This window comes from Streptomyces sp. PL-29, from assembly GCF_058344425.1.
Map to the genome: position 1 here is coordinate 4,276,104 of NZ_CP136996.1, position 17,939 is coordinate 4,294,042.

At 72.1% G+C, this 17,939-nt stretch carries 17 protein-coding genes and 1 riboswitch; of the genes, 12 read left to right on the plus strand and 5 right to left on the minus strand.

The window, feature by feature from the left end; genetic code table 11:
• Positions 1 to 97 precede the first annotated feature (97 nt).
• Together purN and purH are read left to right on the plus strand one after the other, a co-directional pair.
• Entirely contained in the window at positions 98 to 721 is a 624-nt protein-coding gene (gene purN / locus R4Z63_RS19705; RefSeq protein ID WP_037919087.1) for a phosphoribosylglycinamide formyltransferase, read from the plus strand.
• Positions 718 to 2,313 (plus strand): bifunctional phosphoribosylaminoimidazolecarboxamide formyltransferase/IMP cyclohydrolase, encoded by a 1,596-nt coding sequence (gene purH, locus R4Z63_RS19710; protein ID WP_052030281.1) that lies wholly within the window; start codon positions 718 to 720, stop codon positions 2,311 to 2,313. The genes purN and purH overlap by 4 nt, the downstream gene beginning before the upstream one ends.
• Positions 2,314 to 2,389: 76 nt before the next feature.
• Here purH and R4Z63_RS19715 read toward each other — a convergent pair whose 3' ends face one another.
• Positions 2,390 to 3,037, minus strand: a complete 648-nt coding sequence (locus R4Z63_RS19715) for a hypothetical protein (protein ID WP_384455456.1) — start codon at positions 3,035 to 3,037, stop codon at positions 2,390 to 2,392.
• Positions 3,038 to 3,281: 244 nt separating this feature from the next.
• Here R4Z63_RS19715 and R4Z63_RS19720 point away from each other — a divergent pair, with 244 nt between their 5' ends.
• From R4Z63_RS19720 to R4Z63_RS19730, 3 genes are all read left to right on the plus strand, one after another.
• On the plus strand, positions 3,282 to 4,142 hold the full coding sequence (locus R4Z63_RS19720) for a bifunctional methylenetetrahydrofolate dehydrogenase/methenyltetrahydrofolate cyclohydrolase (protein WP_037919092.1): 861 nt from the start codon (positions 3,282 to 3,284) through the stop codon (positions 4,140 to 4,142).
• Positions 4,132 to 4,563, plus strand: coding sequence for a DUF3017 domain-containing protein (locus tag R4Z63_RS19725; RefSeq protein ID WP_037919094.1), 432 nt, complete (start codon positions 4,132 to 4,134; stop codon positions 4,561 to 4,563). The genes R4Z63_RS19720 and R4Z63_RS19725 overlap by 11 nt, the downstream gene beginning before the upstream one ends.
• A 336-nt stretch (positions 4,564 to 4,899) precedes the next feature.
• The gene (locus R4Z63_RS19730) at positions 4,900 to 5,889 is read left to right on the plus strand and encodes a malate dehydrogenase (RefSeq protein ID WP_037919096.1); all 990 of its coding nucleotides are present in this window, start codon (positions 4,900 to 4,902) and stop codon (positions 5,887 to 5,889) included.
• A gap of 232 nt (positions 5,890 to 6,121) precedes the next feature.
• Here the strand turns inward: R4Z63_RS19730 and R4Z63_RS19735 are convergent, their stop codons facing one another.
• Positions 6,122 to 6,682, minus strand: a complete 561-nt coding sequence (locus R4Z63_RS19735) for a carboxymuconolactone decarboxylase family protein (protein ID WP_384455452.1) — start codon at positions 6,680 to 6,682, stop codon at positions 6,122 to 6,124.
• Between the two features lie 47 nt (positions 6,683 to 6,729).
• On the opposite strand from R4Z63_RS19735, the gene pdxR reads away from it, so the two are divergent.
• Positions 6,730 to 8,127, plus strand: a complete 1,398-nt coding sequence (gene pdxR / locus R4Z63_RS19740; protein ID WP_384455449.1) for a MocR-like pyridoxine biosynthesis transcription factor PdxR — start codon at positions 6,730 to 6,732, stop codon at positions 8,125 to 8,127.
• 124 nt (positions 8,128 to 8,251) lie between these two features.
• Here pdxR and R4Z63_RS19745 read toward each other — a convergent pair whose 3' ends face one another.
• Positions 8,252 to 9,100: a DMT family protein gene (locus R4Z63_RS19745; RefSeq protein ID WP_384455447.1), complete on the minus strand. Its 849-nt coding sequence runs from the start codon at positions 9,098 to 9,100 to the stop codon at positions 8,252 to 8,254.
• A 104-nt stretch (positions 9,101 to 9,204) separates the two neighbouring features.
• On the opposite strand from R4Z63_RS19745, the gene R4Z63_RS19750 reads away from it, so the two are divergent.
• On the plus strand, positions 9,205 to 9,501 hold the full coding sequence (locus tag R4Z63_RS19750; RefSeq protein ID WP_037919104.1) for a hypothetical protein: 297 nt from the start codon (positions 9,205 to 9,207) through the stop codon (positions 9,499 to 9,501).
• A 7-nt stretch (positions 9,502 to 9,508) separates the two neighbouring features.
• Positions 9,509 to 10,711, plus strand: a complete 1,203-nt coding sequence (locus R4Z63_RS19755) for a glutathionylspermidine synthase family protein (protein WP_037919106.1) — start codon at positions 9,509 to 9,511, stop codon at positions 10,709 to 10,711.
• Between the two features lie 148 nt (positions 10,712 to 10,859).
• On the opposite strand, the gene rocD is transcribed toward R4Z63_RS19755, so the two are convergent.
• Positions 10,860 to 12,065 (minus strand): ornithine--oxo-acid transaminase, encoded by a 1,206-nt coding sequence (rocD, locus tag R4Z63_RS19760; protein ID WP_384455443.1) that lies wholly within the window; start codon positions 12,063 to 12,065, stop codon positions 10,860 to 10,862.
• A 142-nt stretch (positions 12,066 to 12,207) separates the two neighbouring features.
• Positions 12,208 to 12,297, plus strand: a riboswitch (ZMP/ZTP riboswitch).
• Positions 12,298 to 12,331: 34 nt separating this feature from the next.
• Here rocD and glyA point away from each other — a divergent pair.
• The 4 genes from glyA (at position 12,332) to R4Z63_RS19780 (ending at position 16,596) form a co-directional block, all read left to right on the plus strand.
• Positions 12,332 to 13,600 (plus strand): serine hydroxymethyltransferase, encoded by a 1,269-nt coding sequence (gene glyA / locus R4Z63_RS19765; protein WP_037919111.1) that lies wholly within the window; start codon positions 12,332 to 12,334, stop codon positions 13,598 to 13,600.
• A gap of 147 nt (positions 13,601 to 13,747) precedes the next feature.
• Positions 13,748 to 14,761 (plus strand): tryptophan--tRNA ligase, encoded by a 1,014-nt coding sequence (gene trpS, locus R4Z63_RS19770; protein WP_384455439.1) that lies wholly within the window; start codon positions 13,748 to 13,750, stop codon positions 14,759 to 14,761.
• 97 nt (positions 14,762 to 14,858) lie between these two features.
• Positions 14,859 to 15,467, plus strand: coding sequence for a 2'-5' RNA ligase family protein (locus tag R4Z63_RS19775; RefSeq protein WP_384455436.1), 609 nt, complete (start codon positions 14,859 to 14,861; stop codon positions 15,465 to 15,467).
• 178 nt (positions 15,468 to 15,645) lie between these two features.
• The gene (locus tag R4Z63_RS19780) at positions 15,646 to 16,596 is read left to right on the plus strand and encodes a YihY/virulence factor BrkB family protein (RefSeq protein WP_384455433.1); all 951 of its coding nucleotides are present in this window, start codon (positions 15,646 to 15,648) and stop codon (positions 16,594 to 16,596) included.
• A 36-nt stretch (positions 16,597 to 16,632) separates the two neighbouring features.
• On the opposite strand, the gene R4Z63_RS19785 is transcribed toward R4Z63_RS19780, so the two are convergent.
• Complete coding sequence (locus tag R4Z63_RS19785) at positions 16,633 to 17,910, minus strand: D-alanyl-D-alanine carboxypeptidase family protein (protein ID WP_491522565.1); 1,278 nt, start codon at positions 17,908 to 17,910, stop codon at positions 16,633 to 16,635.
• Positions 17,911 to 17,939 lie beyond the last annotated feature (29 nt).

Below are 17,939 nucleotides of genomic sequence, written 5' to 3' on the forward strand. Positions count from 1 at the left end.
GTCGGCGGCTTCGTAGGGTTCCCCGTATATCGGTACCCCGGAGATTCGTATGACCACACAAAGACGAACACCGCAATCCCGCGAGAAAGGGCCTCCCATGGCCGCCTCCCGCCTGGTCGTGCTGGTCTCCGGTTCCGGCACCAACCTCCAGGCCCTGCTCGACGCCATCGACGCCCATCCCGGCGGACCCGAGGGCTTCGGTGCCGAAGTCGTCGCCGTGGGGGCCGACCGCGCGGACATCGCCGGCCTGGAGCGGGCGGAGAAGGCCGGGATCCCCACCTTCGTCTGCCCGGTGAAGGACTACGGAAGCCGTGCCGAGTGGGACGCCGCCCTCACCGCGGCGACCGGCGCGCACGCGCCCGACCTCGTCGTGTCGGCCGGTTTCATGAAGATCGTGGGCAAGGAGTTCATCGACCGCTTCGGCGGCCGGTTCATCAACACCCACCCCGCCCTCCTCCCCTCCTTCCCCGGCGCGCACGGCGTGCGGGACGCGCTCGCCTACGGCGCGAAGGTCACCGGCTGCACGGTCCACTTCGTGGACAGCGGCGTGGACACCGGTCCGATCATCGCCCAGGGTGTGGTCGAAGTTCGGGACGAGGACGACGAAGCCGCTCTTCACGAGCGCATCAAGGAAGTCGAGCGACAGCTGCTCGTCGACGTCGTGGGGCGCCTGGCCCGGCACGGCTACCGCATTGAGGGACGAAAGGTAACAATCCAGTGACCGCCGCAGACACCGCAGCGAGCAACGACCCGACCACGACCCAGCGGCCGATCCGTCGTGCGCTCATCAGCGTCTACGACAAGACGGGACTGGAAGAGCTGGCTCTCGGCCTGCACGGGGCGGGCGTCGCGCTCGTCTCCACCGGCTCCACCGCCTCGAAGATCGCCGCTGCCGGGGTGCCCGTCACCAAGGTGGAGGAGCTGACCGGCTTCCCCGAGTGCCTGGACGGCCGGGTCAAGACCCTGCACCCGCGCGTGCACGCCGGCATCCTCGCCGACCTGCGCCTGGAGGACCACCGCAGCCAGCTCGCCGAGCTGGGCGTCGAGCCCTTCGACCTCGTCGTCGTCAACCTGTACCCGTTCCAGGCCACCGTCCAGTCGGGTGCCACTGCGGACGAGTGCGTCGAGCAGATCGACATCGGCGGGCCGTCGATGGTCCGCGCCGCCGCCAAGAACCACCCGTCGGTCTCCGTGGTCACCAGCCCCGAGCGGTACGCCGACGTCATCGCCGCGGCCCAGGGCGGCGGCTTCGACCTCACCGCCCGCAAGCGTCTGGCGGCCGAGGCCTTCCAGCACACCGCCGCCTACGACGTGGCCGTCGCCTCCTGGTTCACGAACGCGTACGCACCGGAGGGCGAGGAGGGCGCGCTGCCCGAGTTCCTGGCCGGCGCCTGGGAGCGCAAGTCCACCCTGCGCTACGGCGAGAACCCGCACCAGGCCGCCGCCCTCTACACGGACGGTCAGCCGGGCGGACTCGCCAATGCCGAGCAGTTGCACGGCAAGGAGATGTCCTTCAACAACTACGTGGACACCGAGGCCGCGCGCCGCGCCGCCTACGACCACGAAGAGCCGTGCGTGGCGATCATCAAGCACGCCAACCCGTGCGGCATCGCGGTGGGCGCGGACGTCGCCGCCGCCCACCGCAAGGCGCACGCCTGCGACCCGCTGTCGGCGTTCGGCGGTGTCATCGCCGTCAACCGCCCGGTCACCGTCGAGCTCGCCGAGCAGGTCGCGGAGATCTTCACCGAGGTCATCGCTGCCCCCGGTTACGAGGACGGTGCGGTGGAGATCCTGGCCAGGAAGAAGAACATCCGCGTCCTCAAGGTCGACGGCACCCCGCACCAGCCGGGCGACCTCAAGCCCGTCTCCGGCGGCGTGCTGCTCCAGGAGTCGGACGTCTTCCAGGCCGAGGGCGACGACCCGGCCAACTGGACCCTGGCCACCGGCGAGGCCCTGTCCCCGGCGGAGCTCGCCGAGCTGGCCTTCGCGTGGCGGGCCTGCCGGGCCGTCAAGTCGAACGCCATCCTGCTCGCCAAGGACGGCGCCTCGGTCGGCGTCGGCATGGGCCAGGTCAACCGCGTCGACTCGGCCAAGCTCGCCGTCGAGCGGGCCGGTGCCGAGCGCGCGCAGGACTCGTACGCCGCGTCCGACGCCTTCTTCCCCTTCCCGGACGGCCTGGAGATCCTGACCGCGGCGGGCATCAAGGCCGTGGTCCAGCCGGGCGGTTCGGTCCGCGACGAGCAGGTCGTCGAGGCCGCGCAGAAGGCCGGCGTGACGATGTACTTCACCGGGACCCGGCACTTCTTCCACTGAGTTCCGGTCCCGACACGGCGAAGGCCGCGACCCGCACTGCGGGTCGCGGCCTTCGCCGTGTCGGGACCGGCGGCGGTCAGTACCGGGGGCGCCGGAAGTAGTCGCCGGCCTTGGCCAGACCGATCACGATGGTCAGGCCGAGGGCGAGGGACACCAGGGACGGCAGCACGGCGAGGAAGACGACGCCGGCCGCGTCGTTCTCGCTCGCATCGAGCGCGACCAGGTACAGGAGCACGCCGGGCGCGGCGAAGAGGGTCTGGAGCGAGCCGAAGATGATGCCGGAGACGCGCACCCCGCCCCGGCCCTTGGCCAGCTTGGCCGCGGTCAGGATGGGCCACAGGGCGTAGGCGATGACGAGCAGGCCCACGACGACGCCGGCGGTCCCGGCGATGGCACCGGCGTCCTCCGCCGAGGAGCCGGAGTAGCCGGTGCCGGAGCTCGACATCGCCGAGGCGAACAGGGCGCCGACGACGATGAGGAACAGGCCGCCCAGTACATGCAGGGCGCCGATGACGAAGAGGACGACGCGGGCCGCCTTCGCCCCGCCGGGCATCTCCACGGGGACGCCCGGACCGCCCGGGAATCCGGCGGGCCCGCCGGGGTAGCCCTGCGCAGCCTGCTGGGGGTAGCCGTAGCCGCCCTGCGGGGCCTGCTGGGGGTAGCCGTAGCCGGGCTGCGCCTGCGGCTGCTGTCCGTACGGGTTGTGCGGGTCGCCGAAACTCATCTGGGGTGTTCCTCCGTGGAAGTGCAGGGACGCACGGCAATGAGCGCGGAGGAATCCTGCACGGTGCGGTCCGCCCCCCGGCACTGCCCGCGGCACTCAGTCGTTTCATCGTGGTCCGGCCTGCGAGGCCTTGTCCAGTTGGCGGTCCCGGCACCCGTCACTTGTTGTGCAAGTGCAATGAACCCTGCGGTTCCGCGAGCACCTTGACTGGAACCCGGGCCACCTCATCCGGGAGGATGGGGGCATGACCGCCCAGATTCTCGATGGCAAGGCCACCGCGGCCGCGATCAAGTCAGAACTGACCGCCCGTGTGGCGGCCCTGAAGGCCCGGGGCATCACCCCCGGCCTCGGCACCCTGCTCGTCGGGGACGATCCGGGCAGCCGCTGGTACGTCAACGGCAAGCACAAGGACTGCGCCGAGGTCGGCATCGCCTCCATCCAGCGCGAACTGCCCGCGACGGCCTCCCAGGAGGACATCGAGGAGGTCGTGCGGGAGCTCAACGCCAATCCGCAGTGCACCGGATACATCGTCCAACTCCCGCTCCCCAAGGGCATCGACACCAACCGGGTCCTGGAGCTGATGGACCCGCTGAAGGACGCCGACGGGCTGCACCCCACCTCCCTCGGCAGGCTCGTGCTGAACGAGCCGGGCCCGCTGCCCTGCACCCCGTACGGAATCGTCGCGCTGCTGCGCCACCACGGCGTCGAGATCGACGGGGCGCACGTCGTCGTCCTCGGCCGGGGGATCACCGTCGGCCGGTCCATCGGCCTGCTGCTGACCCGCAAGTCCGAGAACGCCACCGTGACGCTGTGCCACACCGGTACGCGCGACCTCTCGGGGCTGCTGCGCCAGGCGGACATCGTCGTCGCCGCGGCCGGAGTGCCGCACCTGGTCAAGCCCGAGGACGTGAAGCCGGGCGCGGCCGTGCTCGACGTGGGCGTCAGCCGTGACGAGGCCGGAAAGATCGTCGGCGACGTGCACCCCGGTGTCGCCGAGGTCGCCGCGTGGATCTCGCCGAACCCGGGCGGCGTCGGCCCGATGACCCGCGCCCAGCTGCTCGTCAACGTCGTCGAGGCGGCGGAGCGGACCGGCAGTGCGCACTGAACCGGGTGCCGAGCACGTGAACGGGAGCGGCACGGCCAGGTCCCGCCGCTTTCCGTCCATCACGCGGGACACGGCCCGCCCCGAGGGCAGCGGCCGGGCCGTCCCCGGCGCCGTGTCCACCCCCGCCCGCCAGTGGCCGATGCTCAGCGTGCTCGCCGCGACCGCGGTGGGGCTGCTGACCACCGCGCTCGGGCAGGCCCGGGCCGGGTGCCTGGTGATCGGCGTGGCGCTGATCGCGGCGGCGGTGCTGCGGCGGGTGCTGCCCTCGGTGGGCATGCTCGCGGTGCGCTCCCGCTTCACGGACATGATCACGTACGGGGTGCTGGGCGTGGCGATCACGTTGCTCGCGCTGGTGATGGAGCCCAGGCCGCTGCTGGAGATCCCGTTCCTGGAGAGCGCGGTCCGCTTCACCGTGAGGTGAGCCGCGACGAGGTGAGCACTGAGGTGAGGGCAGCCGTGCGTCGCCGACGCCGGGCCCGCCGTCTGCGAGGCGTCCCCCGTGACGTGCACGGCGACGCCCTCGTGGGAGGGGGGCCGGATCGGATCTTCCCGGTCGAACGCAGGCCCGGGAACCGGCTCCGCCTTCGAAACGCCGGGGTCCGTGTGCCGCGCACCACAGGGACCCGGGGGTTGGGCCGCGTCCGGGTCGGATAGCCTGACCGCGGATGTCTCTTCACGTCAAGATTTACAGGGGAGCGGCGTCCTCCAGCACATGGGGCAGGGACGCCCCACCGCCAGCTGTCTAACGGAGAAGGCCATGACCCGCACTCCTGTGAATGTCACCGTCACCGGCGCCGCCGGCCAGATCGGCTACGCGCTGCTCTTCCGTATCGCGTCCGGCCACCTGCTCGGCGCGGACGTGCCGGTCAAGCTCCGGCTCCTGGAGATCCCCCAGGGAATGAAGGCCGCCGAGGGCACCGCCATGGAGCTCGACGACTGCGCCTTCCCGCTGCTCGCCGGCATCGACATCTTCGACGACCCGAACAAGGGCTTCGACGGCGCCAACGTCGCGCTGCTCGTGGGCGCCCGTCCGCGTACCGCGGGCATGGAACGCGGTGACCTGCTCGCCGCCAACGGCGGCATCTTCAAGCCGCAGGGCCAGGCCATCAACGCGCACGCCGCAGACGACATCAAGGTCCTGGTCGTGGGCAACCCGGCCAACACCAACGCGCTCATCGCGCAGGCCGCCGCCCCGGACGTACCGGCCGAGCGCTTCACCGCGATGACCCGCCTGGACCACAACCGCGCGATCTCGCAGCTGGCCGCCAAGACCGGTGCCGCCGTCTCCGACATCAAGCGCCTCACGATCTGGGGCAACCACTCGGCGACCCAGTACCCGGACATCTTCCACGCGGAGATCGCCGGCAAGAACGCCGCCGAGGTCGTGGCCGACCAGGCGTGGCTCGCCGACACCTTCATCCCGACCGTCGCCAAGCGCGGCGCCGCGATCATCGACGCCCGCGGTGCGTCCTCCGCGGCCTCGGCCGCCAACGCCGCCATCGACCACGTGCACACCTGGGTCAACGGCACCGCCGAGGGCGACTGGACCTCGATGGGCATCCCGTCGGACGGCTCCTACGGCGTCCCGGCCGGCCTGATCTCCTCCTTCCCCGTCACCTGCAAGGACGGCGCGTACGAGATCGTCCAGGGCCTGGACGTCAACGAGTTCTCCCGCGCCCGCATCGACGCCTCCGTCAAGGAGCTGTCGGAGGAGCGCGACGCGGTCCGCGAGCTCGGCCTGATCTGATCCGTCGCCCCTCCCCGAGGGGCGCGGAACCGCTTGGCCAGCTCGGCGAGCAGCACGCACCGAAGCGCCCCGGCCCCACCAGGCCGGGGCGCTTCGGCGCTTCGGCGCTTCGGCGTTCCGGCCTGACCGGCCTGACCGGCCTGACCGGCCTGACCGGCCTGACCGGCCTGACCGGCCTGACCGGCCGACCCTGGCCGGGGCCGGGGCCGGGGATTTCGGCCTCCGGCCCGACTCAGGCCTTGTACATGCCGGGCTTGTAGTGGCCCGGCACCATGCGGGTGGTCACACCGAAGCGGTTCCACACGTTGATCGTCGCGATCACCGTGATCAGCTGGGCCAGCTCGCGTTCCTCGAAGTGCACCGCGGCCTTCGCGTACACCTCGTCGGGCACGAAACCGTCGGTCAGGACGGTGACGGCCTCGGTCAGCTCGATCGCTGCGAGCTCCTTCTCGGTGTAGAAGTGCCGCGACTCCTCCCAGGCGGCCAACTGCACGATGCGCTCGACGCTCTCGCCCGCGGCGACCGCGTCCTTGGTGTGCATGTCGAGGCAGAAGGCGCAGTGGTTGATCTGCGAGGCGCGGATCTTGACGAGCTCGACGAGGGACGGATCCAGGCCCTTCTTGGAGGCGATCTCCAGAGCCAGGACGGCCTTGTAAGCCTCGGGGGCGAGCTTCGCCAGGTTCATGCGGGGCGTGTGCTCGGGGGCATGGGCATGGGCGTGGGCGTGGGCATGCGGGTGGGTGTGGGAGTCGGTCTGCGGGTGGGCCTGCCGGCCTTCTGCGGTGGTGGTCATGTGCTCCACCGTAGGAGGCAGGCGGCCCGCCGGTATGGTCCATATCCATGACGGATCCTTGGGCCACTTTCGGCGCCGACCTGCACCTGGAGCTCTCCGCCGGGCGCGGCTTGCGGGCCGGGCTGACCGAGGCGCTGCGCGAGGCCGCGCGCAGCGGGCGGCTGGCGGCCGGCACCCGGCTGCCGTCCTCCCGCACCCTCGCCGCGGATCTGGGCATCGCCCGCAACACGGTCGCCGAGGCGTATGCCGAGCTCGTCGCCGAGGGCTGGCTCACAGCCCGCCAGGGCTCGGGCACGCGGGTCGCCCGGCGGGCGCGTCCGCGCCGGGCGGCGACCGCCGCCCCGGTCCGGCGCGCCGTGCGCGGCGGACCGGCCTACAGCCTGCTCCCCGGCAGCCCCGACCTGGGCGGATTCCCGCGCGCGGCCTGGCTGTCGGCGGCCCGGCGGGCACTGACCGACGCCCCGAACGAGGCCTTCGGCTACGCCACCGACGGCCGCGGCCGCGTCGAGCTGCGGAAGGCGCTGGCGGGCTACCTGGCACGGGCGCGCGGCGTGTACGCGGACCCGGACCGGATCGTGCTGTGCGCGGGGTTCCTGCACGGGCTGAAGCTGCTCGCGGCGGTGCTGCGGGCGCGCCGGGTCCGGGAGGTCGCGGTGGAGGGGTACGGCCTGGACTTCCACCGGGCCGAGCTGGTGGGGGCCGGGCTGCGGACCAGGCCGCTCGGGGTGGACGAGGAGGGGGCCCGTACCGGGGAGCTGACGGCCGCGGCGGGCGCGGTGCTGCTGACACCGGCCCACCAGTTCCCGACGGGCGCGGCCCTGACCCCGGCCCGCCGGGCGGCAGCGGTCGACTGGGCCCGGACCACCGGCGGCCTGATCCTGGAGGACGACTACGACGGGGAGTTCCGCTACGACAGGCAGCCGGTGGGAGCCCTGCAGGGCCTGGATCCGGACCGGGTGGTGTACCTCGGCACGGCCAGCAAGTCGCTCGCCCCGGGGCTGCGGATCGGCTGGATGGTGCTCCCGGCGGACCTGGTGGAGGAGGTGGCCGCCGCGAAGGGGTACACCGACTGGACCTCCAGCGCCCCGGACCAGCTGACGCTGGCGGAGTTCATCGAATCCGGGGCGTACGACCGTCATGTGCGCGGGATGCGGCTGCGCTACCGGCGGCGGCGGGACGAGCTGGTGGCGGCGGTGGCGGGCCGGGTCGCGGGCGTGTCCGGGATCGCGGCGGGCCTGCACGCGGTGCTGGATCTCCCGGCGGGCACGGAGCGGTCGGTGCTGCAGTCGGCGGCCTGGCAGGACCTGGCCCTGCACGGGCTCTCCGCCTTCCGCCATCCGCAGGCCGAACTCCCGCCGCGGGACGCGCTGGTCGTCGGCTACGGGACCCCGTCGGACAGTGCCTGGTCCCCGACCCTCGCGGCACTGGTCGCGGCGCTGCCGTGACCTGTCATGTGCCCGGCGCGGCGCCGGGCCGGAAGCTCTGCCCGGGGCCCCGCGGGGTGAGGCCCCGCCCCGCACCGACACACCGGCGCGGCGGGCGGCCGGGTGGCCGGGTGGCCGGGCGGGCTCAGGACGGCGCTGACGCCGGGGCCGACGGCGGCTCCGGTTCGCCGAAGCGGGAGAGGGCCAGGGAGCCGGCGACCGCCACCGCGAAGCCGGTCACCGCCAGCCACGACAGGCCCTCTCGGGTGCGGTCGCCGAGCCAGGCCACGCCCACCGCCGCCGGGCCGATGGTCTCTCCCAGCACCAGGCCCGCCGTCGCGACCGTCACCGAGCCCCGGGCCAGCGCCGAGGTCAGCAGCAGGAACCCCGCCGCCCCGCCGAGCAGGAGCGCGTACAGGGCCGGATTGGCGAGATCGGTCACCGAGTCGACGAGCCGCACCGAGATCTCCACCACACCGAAGCCGGTGCCCGATCCCAGCCCGAGCACCAGCGCCCGGGGCCCGTCCGGCAGCCCGCCCGCGACCGCGCCGACCAGCAGCACCAGCACCGCTACCCCCAACAGCCCCAGCTTCAGCGCCGGCGAACCCGTCCCGCTGCCCTCCTCCCCGGACGCGAAGCCCAGCATCAGCAGCCCCGCGCACACCACGGCCACCGCGCACCACTCCCGCCGGGACAACCGCACCGCCATCAGCCGCGAGGCGACCACCGCCGTCACGGCCAGACTGGCGGCCAGCGCGGACCCGACGACGTAGATCGGCACGTGCCGCAGCGCGATGATCTGCAGGACGAAGCCGGTGCCGTCCAGGACGAGGCCCAGCACGTAGCGCCACTGCCGCGCGGCCCGCAGCAGCAGCGCCGCGTCCACCCCGGACCCGCTGCCGGGCTCCACCGCCCGTGTCGCGACGGCCTGAAGTACGGACGCCGTACCGAAGCACACCGCCGCACCGAGTGAGCAAATCATCCCAATCAGCACGAACTGACTTTAGGTCACGGATCTCACGGCGGCCGGATTCCATCGGCCGGGGGCCCCGCTCTAGTCTGTCGGGAGCACGCCAGGTTCCAGGGGGAGCAGCAGACATGGACATCAGCAGCACCAACCAGCGCCGGATGCGCTCCGGCGCCGTCGCCCTCGGAGGCATGGGTCTGCTCGCGGCCACCCTGGTGGCTTGCGGAAGCAGCGACGAGCCGGACCGCCGCTGTGCGTCCCGCTCCACGCTGAAACACCTGAACAGCAAGGAGTGCAGGAGCGGCGGAAGCGGCGCGTACTACTACGGCGGCCACGTCAGCAACGGCAAGGTCACCGGCGGAAGCTTCGACAAGTCCGCCGTCACCCGCGGCGGCATCGGCGGCCACTCCAGCTCCAGCGGCGGCTGATCGCCCGATGCAGCGGCACACCATCGAGCCCCGCGCCGACTGGCAGAAGACGGTCGAGGAGCAGGGGCTGATCTACCCCCTCACCCGCTACCCCGACGACTCGCTGCGCCCCTACTGGGACGAGAGCGCCTACTACTCCTTCTCCCTCCCCGAGGTCGAGGCCCTGGAGGACGTCGTCGAGGATCTGCACGCGATGTGCCTGGCCGCGGCCGCGCACATCATCGAGCACGACCGCTTCGCCGACCTCGGCATCACCGACCCGAAGCTCGCCGCGATGATCGCCGAGTCCTGGCGCCGCCGTGCCGAGCAGCCCTTCGTCTACGGGCGCTTCGACCTGCGCTACGACGGCACCGGCAGCCCGGCCAAGATGCTGGAGTACAACGCCGACACCCCGACCTCGCTCGTGGAGGCCGCCAGCGCGCAGTGGTTCTGGATGGAAGAGCGCTTCCCCGGAGCCGACCAGTGGAACTCCCTCCACGAACGCCTCGTCGACGCCTGGCGCCGCCAGGCGGAGCTGCTGCCCCCCGGCCTGCTGCATTTCGCGCACTCCGAGACCGACGAGATCGGCGAGGACCTGATGACGGTCGCCTACCTCCAGGAGACCGCCGACCAGGCCGGCCTGCAGACCCACGCCCTGTCCGTGGAGCAGATCGGCTGGGACAGCCTGTCCGGGCGGTTCGTCGACGACCGGCTCCGGTTCATCCGCAGTTGCTTCAAGCTCTACCCGTGGGAGTGGCTGGCGACCGACGAGTTCGGCCCGCAGGTCCTCGACACCTACGACCACGGCGGCGGCTCCGGCACCACGGCCTGGATCGAGCCGCTGTGGAAGATGCTGCTCTCCAACAAGGCGCTGCTCGCGATCCTGTGGGAGCTCTTCCCGGAGCACCCGAACCTGCTGCCCGCCTACCTCGACGGGCCGCGCGAACTCGCGGAGCCCGGATCGGCCGGCTACGTGGCCAAGCCCCTCCTCGGCCGCGAGGGCGCGGGCGTCACCCTCCACGAGCCGGGCCCGGACGGCGAGCCGTTCGTAGCGGAGCCGGGGGAGCGGTACTGCTTCCAGGGACTGGCTCCGCTGCCCGACTTCGACGGCAACCGGGTGGTGCTCGGCGCGTGGGTGGTCGAGGACGAGGCGGCGGGGCTCGGCATCCGCGAATCCGCGGGGCCGGTCACGGACGCGTACGCCCGCTTCCTGCCCCACGTCATCGTCTAGTGCGGTGACCGGAAGGGTTCACCGCCTCACGGTCCCCGGCACGGCAGCAGGCGTACTGCCCGGCAAGGCCGGGGACGCGGCGGGCGGGCGTGCGTGCCGGCCGCCGCGGGACGGGCGGGACCGTCGCGACACGCCCCGGCGCTGGGGCCTACCCGCCGAGCACCGACCGGAGCTGGTCCAGGCCCCAGTCCAGATCCTCCTTGGTGATCACCAGCGGCGGGGCGATCCGGATCGTCGATCCGTGGGTGTCCTTCACGAGCACCCCGAGCTCCATCAGCTTCTCGGAGATCTCCCGGCCCGTACCGCGGGACGGGTCGATGTCGACGCCCGCCCACAGCCCCCGGCCGCGTACGGCGGTCACCGCGCCCCCGCCGACGAGCAGGTTCAGCTCGCGGTGGAGGTGGTCGCCCAGTTCGGTGGCCCGCTGCTGGAACTCGCCGGTCCGCAGCATCGCGATCACCTCCAGGGCGACGGCGCACGCGAGCGGGTTCCCCCCGAAGGTGGAGCCGTGCTGGCCGGGTCCGAACACCCCCAGCACGTCCCGGTCGGCGACCACCGCCGACACCGGCACCACACCGCCGCCGAGCGCCTTGCCGAGGATGTAGACGTCCGGGACGACGCCCTCGTGCTCGCAGGCGAAGGTCCGGCCGGTCCGGCCGAGCCCCGACTGGATCTCGTCGGCCATGAAGAGCACGTTCCGCTCGCGGGTCAGCTCCCGTACGCCGGCCAGGTACCCGGCGGGCGGCACCAGCACCCCCGCCTCGCCCTGGATCGGCTCCAGCAGCACGGCCACGGTGTTCTCCGTGACGGCGTGCGACAGCGCGGTGAGGTCCCCGTACGGGACGATCTCGAAGCCGGGCGTGTACGGCCCGAAGTGGTCGCGGGCGTCGTGGTCGGTCGAGAAGGACACGATCGTCGTGGTCCGGCCGTGGAAGTTGTCTGCGGCCACCACGATCTTGGCGTGCCCGTCCGGGACGCCCTTGACCTCGTAACCCCACTTGCGGGCGGTCTTCACCGCCGTCTCCACCGCCTCCGCGCCGGTGTTCATGGGCAGCACCATCTCCTTGCCGCACAGCGCGGAGAGTTCGGTGCAGAAGTCGGCGAACCGGTCGTGGTGGAAGGCGCGCGAGGTGAGCGTCACCCGTTCCAGCTGGGCCCGCGCCGCGTCGATCAGACGGCGGTTGCCGTGCCCGAAGTTGAGCGCGGAGTACCCGGCGAGCATGTCGAGGTATCTGCGACCCTCCACGTCGGTCATCCACGCGCCTTCCGCGGTCGCGACGACGACGGGCAGCGGGTGGTAGTTGTGCGCGCTGTGCGCGTCGGCGGAGCGGATGGCAGCAGCTGTTGTCGACACGGGGTCTCCGATCGTCCGTCTGGCCGGTGAAGCGGTGAAGCGGTGAAGCGGTGAAGCGGTGACGAGGGTGGCGCCACCTTCTTATCGTCGCTCGTATCCCGGACGCGGAAACCTGCCCCGCGGCGCGCCCGCTAAGGTGTTCGGTACGCACGGCGACTGGCGTACGGGGAACCAACTCCGGGGGAGTCGTGCGCGCTCGACCGCATCAGGGCCGCTCGCCTGGGCCTCGCGGGGTACCGATCACATCGACCCCGGAGGAGCCCGCCGTGTCCGCGAGCCGCCATCCCGCCCTGTCCGCGACCGATCCGGAACTGGCGTCCCACGTCGCCGCGGAGGAAGTCCTCCAGGCGGAGACCCTGCGCCTGATCCCCAGCGAGAACTACGTGTCCGCGGCCGTCCTGGAGGCCTCCGGGACCGTGCTGCAGAACAAGTACAGCGAGGGGTACCCGGGCCGCCGCTACTACGAGGGCCAGCAGAACATCGACCGGGTCGAGGCACTGGCGATCGAGCGGGCCAAGGGCCTGTTCGGCGTGGACCACGCCAACGTGCAGCCGTACTCCGGCTCCCCGGCCAACCTGGCCGTGTACCTGGCCTTCGCGCAGCCCGGCGACACGGTCATGGGCATGGCCCTGCCGATGGGCGGCCACCTGACGCACGGCTGGGGGGTCTCGGCGACGGGCTCGTGGTTTCGCGGCGTGCAGTACGGCGTCCGCGCCGACACGGGTCTGATCGACTACGACGCGGTGCGCGAGCTGGCCCTCGCCGAGCGGCCCAAGCTGATCTTCTGCGGCGGCACCGCCCTGCCGAGGACCATCGACTTCGCCGCCTTCGCGGAGATCGCGCGCGAGGCGGGCTCGGTCCTGGTCGCGGACGTCGCCCACATCGCCGGCCTGATCGCGGGCGGCGCGCACCCGTCCCCGGCGGGGCACGTGGACGTCATCTCCACCACGACCCACAAGACCCTGCGCGGTCCCCGCGGCGCGATGCTGATGTGCCGCGAGGAGCACGCGAAGGCGATCGACAGGGCGGTTTTCCCCGGCCTGCAGGGCGGTCCGCACAACCAGACCACGGCCGGCATCGCGGTGGCCCTGCACGAGGCCGCCCAGCCGTCCTTCGTCCGGTACGCGCACGCGGTCGTCGCCAACGCCCGGGCGCTGGCCGCCGCCCTGCTGGAGCGTGGCTTCGACCTGGTGTCGGGCGGTACGGACAACCACCTGATCCTGATCGACCTGACGGGCAAGGAGGTGCCGGGCAAGGTCGCCGCCAAGGCCCTGGACCGGGCGGGGATCGTCGTGAACCACAACACGGTGCCGTTCGACCCGCGCAAGCCGTTCGATCCCTCGGGGGTGCGGATCGGCACACCGTCCCTGACCTCGCGCGGGCTGTCCACGGAGCACATGCCGCTGGTGGCCGACTGGATCGCCCGCGCGGTCGACGCGGCCGCGCGGCCCGACGAGACGGCGCTCAAGGCGATCCGGGCCGAGGTCGCCGATCTGATGGCCGCCTTCCCGGCGCCGGGCCTTCCGCTGTCGTAGCCCTGCGGCGCCGCCGCCGGGGGTTCCGCGCCCCCGGAGCGCCGCCCCCGGTCCCCGCTGCCGCCGCCGGGCCGGGGGCGGCGCGCCCCGACGGGTCCCGGCCGGTGGCGGGCCCGAGCCGGCCCCCGCACCTGAGAGAATGGGGCCATGGCTTCTGATCGTCCTCGCGCGCTCTCCGGCATCCAGCCCACCTCCGGTTCGTTCCACCTCGGGAACTACCTCGGAGCGATCCGCCAGTACGTCGCCCTCCAGGAGACGCACGACGCGTTCTACATGGTCGTCGACCTGCACGCGATCACCGTGCCGCAGGACCCGAAGGACCTGCGCGCGAACACCCGCCTGTCGGCCGCGCAGCTGCTGGCCGCCGGCCTGGACCCCGAGCGCTGCACGCTCTTCGTCCAGAGCCACGTCCCCGAGCACGCGCAGCTCGGTTGGGTGATGAACTGCATCACCGGCTTCGGCGAGGCCAGTCGGATGACCCAGTTCAAGGACAAGTCCGCCAAGGGCGGCGTCAACAGCGCCAGTGTCGGCCTCTTCACGTACCCGATCCTCCAGGTCGCCGACATCCTGCTCTACCAGGCGAACGCGGTTCCCGTCGGCGAGGACCAGCGCCAGCACATCGAGCTGACCCGCGACCTGGCCGAGCGCTTCAACCAGCGCTTCGGCCCGACCTTCACCCTCCCGCAGGCGCACATCGTCAAGGAGGTCGCGAAGATCTACGACCTCCAGGACCCGGCGATCAAGATGTCGAAGTCGGCGTCGTCGCCCAAGGGCCTGATCAACCTCCTCGACGAGGCCAAGGTCACCGAGAAGAAGATCAAGAGCGCGGTCACGGACACCGAGGCCGAGATCCGCTTCGACGCCGAGAAGAAGCCCGGCGTCAGCAACCTGCTCACGATCTACTCCACCCTCACGGGCGAGTCCATCCCCGCCCTGGAGGAGCGGTACGCCGGCAAGGGCTACGGCGCGCTGAAGACGGACCTGGCCGCCGTGATGGTCGATTTCGTCACACCTTTCAAGCAGCGCACCCAGGAGTACCTGGACGACCCGGAGACGCTGGACTCGCTCCTGGCCAAGGGCGCGGAGAAGGCAAGGGCGGTCGCCGCGGAGACGCTCGCGCAGGCCTACGACCGCCTGGGCCTGCTGCCCGCCAAGCACTGACGAACGCAACTACGGACGGACCGCTCTGGCACGAAGAGGGGTCCTGGCCCCACACTGGGGCGGCAGGCGTCCACAGGGACAAGCGGAGGAGAGACACGTGGGGACCGTAACGCTCGGCGTTTCGATCGCGGTCCCGGAGCCGTACGGCAGCCAGCTCCAGGAGCTGCGCGCGGGCTTCGGGGACGTCGCCGCGCACGGCATCCCCACGCACGTCACCCTCGTACCGCCGACGGAGGTGGAGGCGGACCGGCTCCCGGCGATCCGGGCCCACCTCGCCGAGGTCGCCGCCCGCTTCCGGCCCTTCCCGATGCGGCTGGGCGGGACGGGAACCTTCCGGCCCGTCTCGCCGGTCGTCTTCGTCCGGATCGCCGAGGGCGTCGAGGGCTGCACCCGGCTCCAGGGCGAGGTCCGCGACCCCGCCGGGCCGCTCAGCCGCGAGCTCGCCTTCCCGTACCACCCGCACGTCACCGTCGCCCACGGCATCTCCGACGAGGCGATGGACGTGGCGTTCACGACGCTGGCCGAGTACGCCGCCGCGTGGGTGTGCGCGGGGTTCGCCCTCTACGAGCAGGGCTCCGACGGGGTCTGGCGCAAGCTGCGTGAATACCCTTTCGGGAGTGGGGCCATGGGAGTTCCGGCACAGCCGGGCTCCCCCGTCGACCAGACCGCCGGGGCGGCGGGGGCGACGACCGTACGGCCTTCCTGACGGAGCGGGCGCAGGGTCAGGCGGGCGGTGCGCCAAGCGCGGAACCTCAGCCTCCGCAAGACCAGGGTGTGGAACGGACGCCCCGTCGAGGGCGCTGGGCGAAAAGTCACAATCGACGACCGTAGTACCTGGAACAGGCAATCCGGACTATTTCCCGTGCCTCATTTACGGTGACCCCATGGACTGGCTGACGAAACTCCCGGTGATCGGGCCGCTGGCGGACCGTCTGATGAAGACGCACGCGTGGCGCTCGTACGAACGCCTCGACCGCGTCCATTGGGCCCGACTCGCCGCCGCGATCACCTTCATCAGCTTCCTCGCGCTCTTCCCCCTGATCACCGTGGCCGCGGCCGTCGGCGCGGCGTTGCTCAGCCCCGAGCAACTGGACCGGCTGGAGAAGAATCTCGCCGAACAGGTCCCCGGCATCTCCGACCAGCTCGACATCAACGGGCTCGTCGCGAACGCGGCCACGATCGGTCTCGTTGCCGGCGCCCTCCTCCTCTTCACCGGCATCGGCTGGGTGGGCTCGATGCGGGACTGCCTGCGCGCGGTGTGGGACAAGGACGACGAGGACGACGGGAACCCGATCGTCCGCAAGGGCAAGGACGGGCTCGTCCTGCTCGGCCTCGGCGGGGTGGGCCTGCTCTCCGCGGCGGCCTCGATCCTCGGCTCCAGCGCGGTCGGGAAGTCCGCGGACTGGCTCGGCATCCCGCGCGAGGGGCCCGGCGGCGCGCTGCTGCGCTCCCTCGCCTTCCTGGTCGGTGTGGTGGCGGCCTTCCTGGTGCTGCTGTACGTCCTGACCCTGCTGCCCGGCGTCGAACCGCCCAGGGGCCGCCTGATCCAGGCCGCCCTGATCGGAGCGGCGGGCTTCGAGCTGCTGAAGCTGCTGCTCAGCGGCTACATGCGGGAGGTCGCGGCGAAGAGCATGTACGGGGCCTTCGGCGTGCCGGTCGCCCTGCTGCTCTGGATCAACTTCATGGCGAAACTCCTGCTGTACGTCTCCGCCTGGACGGCAACCCGCGACGGCGAGGCCGAAGCCGAAGTCGAAGCCGACGTCGAAGCCGACACCGACGAGGCCGCCGCCGACGAGGCCCCGCCGGGGGCCACGGCGCCGCACCGGGCGCCGTGACCGGACGGCCTCCGAAGCCACGGCACGGGAAACGCCCTAAACGAGCTCTTCGTCGCGGCCGCGGGTGCGGCGGCTGCGGGGCCAGCGGCGGTTGACGGCGTAGGCGCCGCCCGCCAGCAGCGCGAGGGCGCCGCCCGCGACGCCCAGCGCGGTGCCTGCGCCGCCGCCCGGGACGGCACCGTCCGCCGACGGGCTGTTCTCGTGTGACTGGGCCGGCGAGCCGTGGGGCGAGGTGTCCGCGCTCTTCGGCGGCACCAGCTCACCCACGGGCTTGACCTTTCCGGCCGCGGCGAAGCCCCAGTCGAAGAGCGCGGCGGTCTCCTGGTAGACCGAGTTCGCGCCGCCCGCGTCCGGGTTCATCACGGTGACCAGCAGTTTCCGGGAGCCCTGCTGCGCAGCGCCGGTGAAGGTGGCACCGGCCATGGTCGTGTTGCCGTTCTTGACCCCGGCGATGCCCTTGTAGGGGGAGATCCCGCCCGCGCCCGTCATCAGCCGGTTGGTGTTCTGGATCTCGAAGTAGTCCCGCGGCTTGCCGGGTTCCTGAAGGCCGGGGAACTTCGCGCTCGCCGTGCCGCAGTACTCGCGGAAGTCCTTCTTCTGCAGTCCGGAGCGGGCGATCAGCGTGAGGTCGTACGCGCTCGACACCTGCTCCGGGGCGTCGTACCCGTCGGGCGACACCACGTGGGTGTCCAGCGCCTGGAGCTCCTCGGCGTGCGCCTGCATGTCCTTGACGGTCTTCTCGACGCCGCCGTTCATGGCCGACAGCACATGCACGGCGTCGTTGCCCGACCGCAGGAACACCCCGAGCCACAGGTCGTGGACGGAGTACTCGTGGTCCTCCTTGACCCCCACCAGGCTGCTGCCCGGGCCCACGCCCTCCATGTCCTGGTCGGTGACCTTGTGCACCTGCTCCTTGGGCAGGCCCGGCAGCAGGGTGTCCGCGAAGAGCATCTTCATCGTGGAGGCCGGGGGCAGCCGCCAGTGCGCGTTGTTCGCCGCCAGTACCTCACCGGACTCGGCGTCCGCCACGATCCACGACCGGCCCGTGAGGTTCGTCGGCAGGGCGGGCGCCCCGGGCAGCAGGTTCACCTGCGTACCCGGTTGACCGAGCAGCGATCCGCCGACCGTGGACATCGACGCGGGCGGCGCCGGAGCCTTGGCGGGCCGGCCCTTCCCGTCGGCCGGAGGGGTCGGCGCGGCATGGGCGGGAGCCACCAGCACGGTGGGCGCCAGCAGCGCGGCGGTAAGGACCGTCAGGGCGGTCGTCTTGGCAGACACGCAGGTGAAAGTACATCCCGATGAGCTGGATGGCATCGCGGACCGGCCATTTCGCCGCAACCACC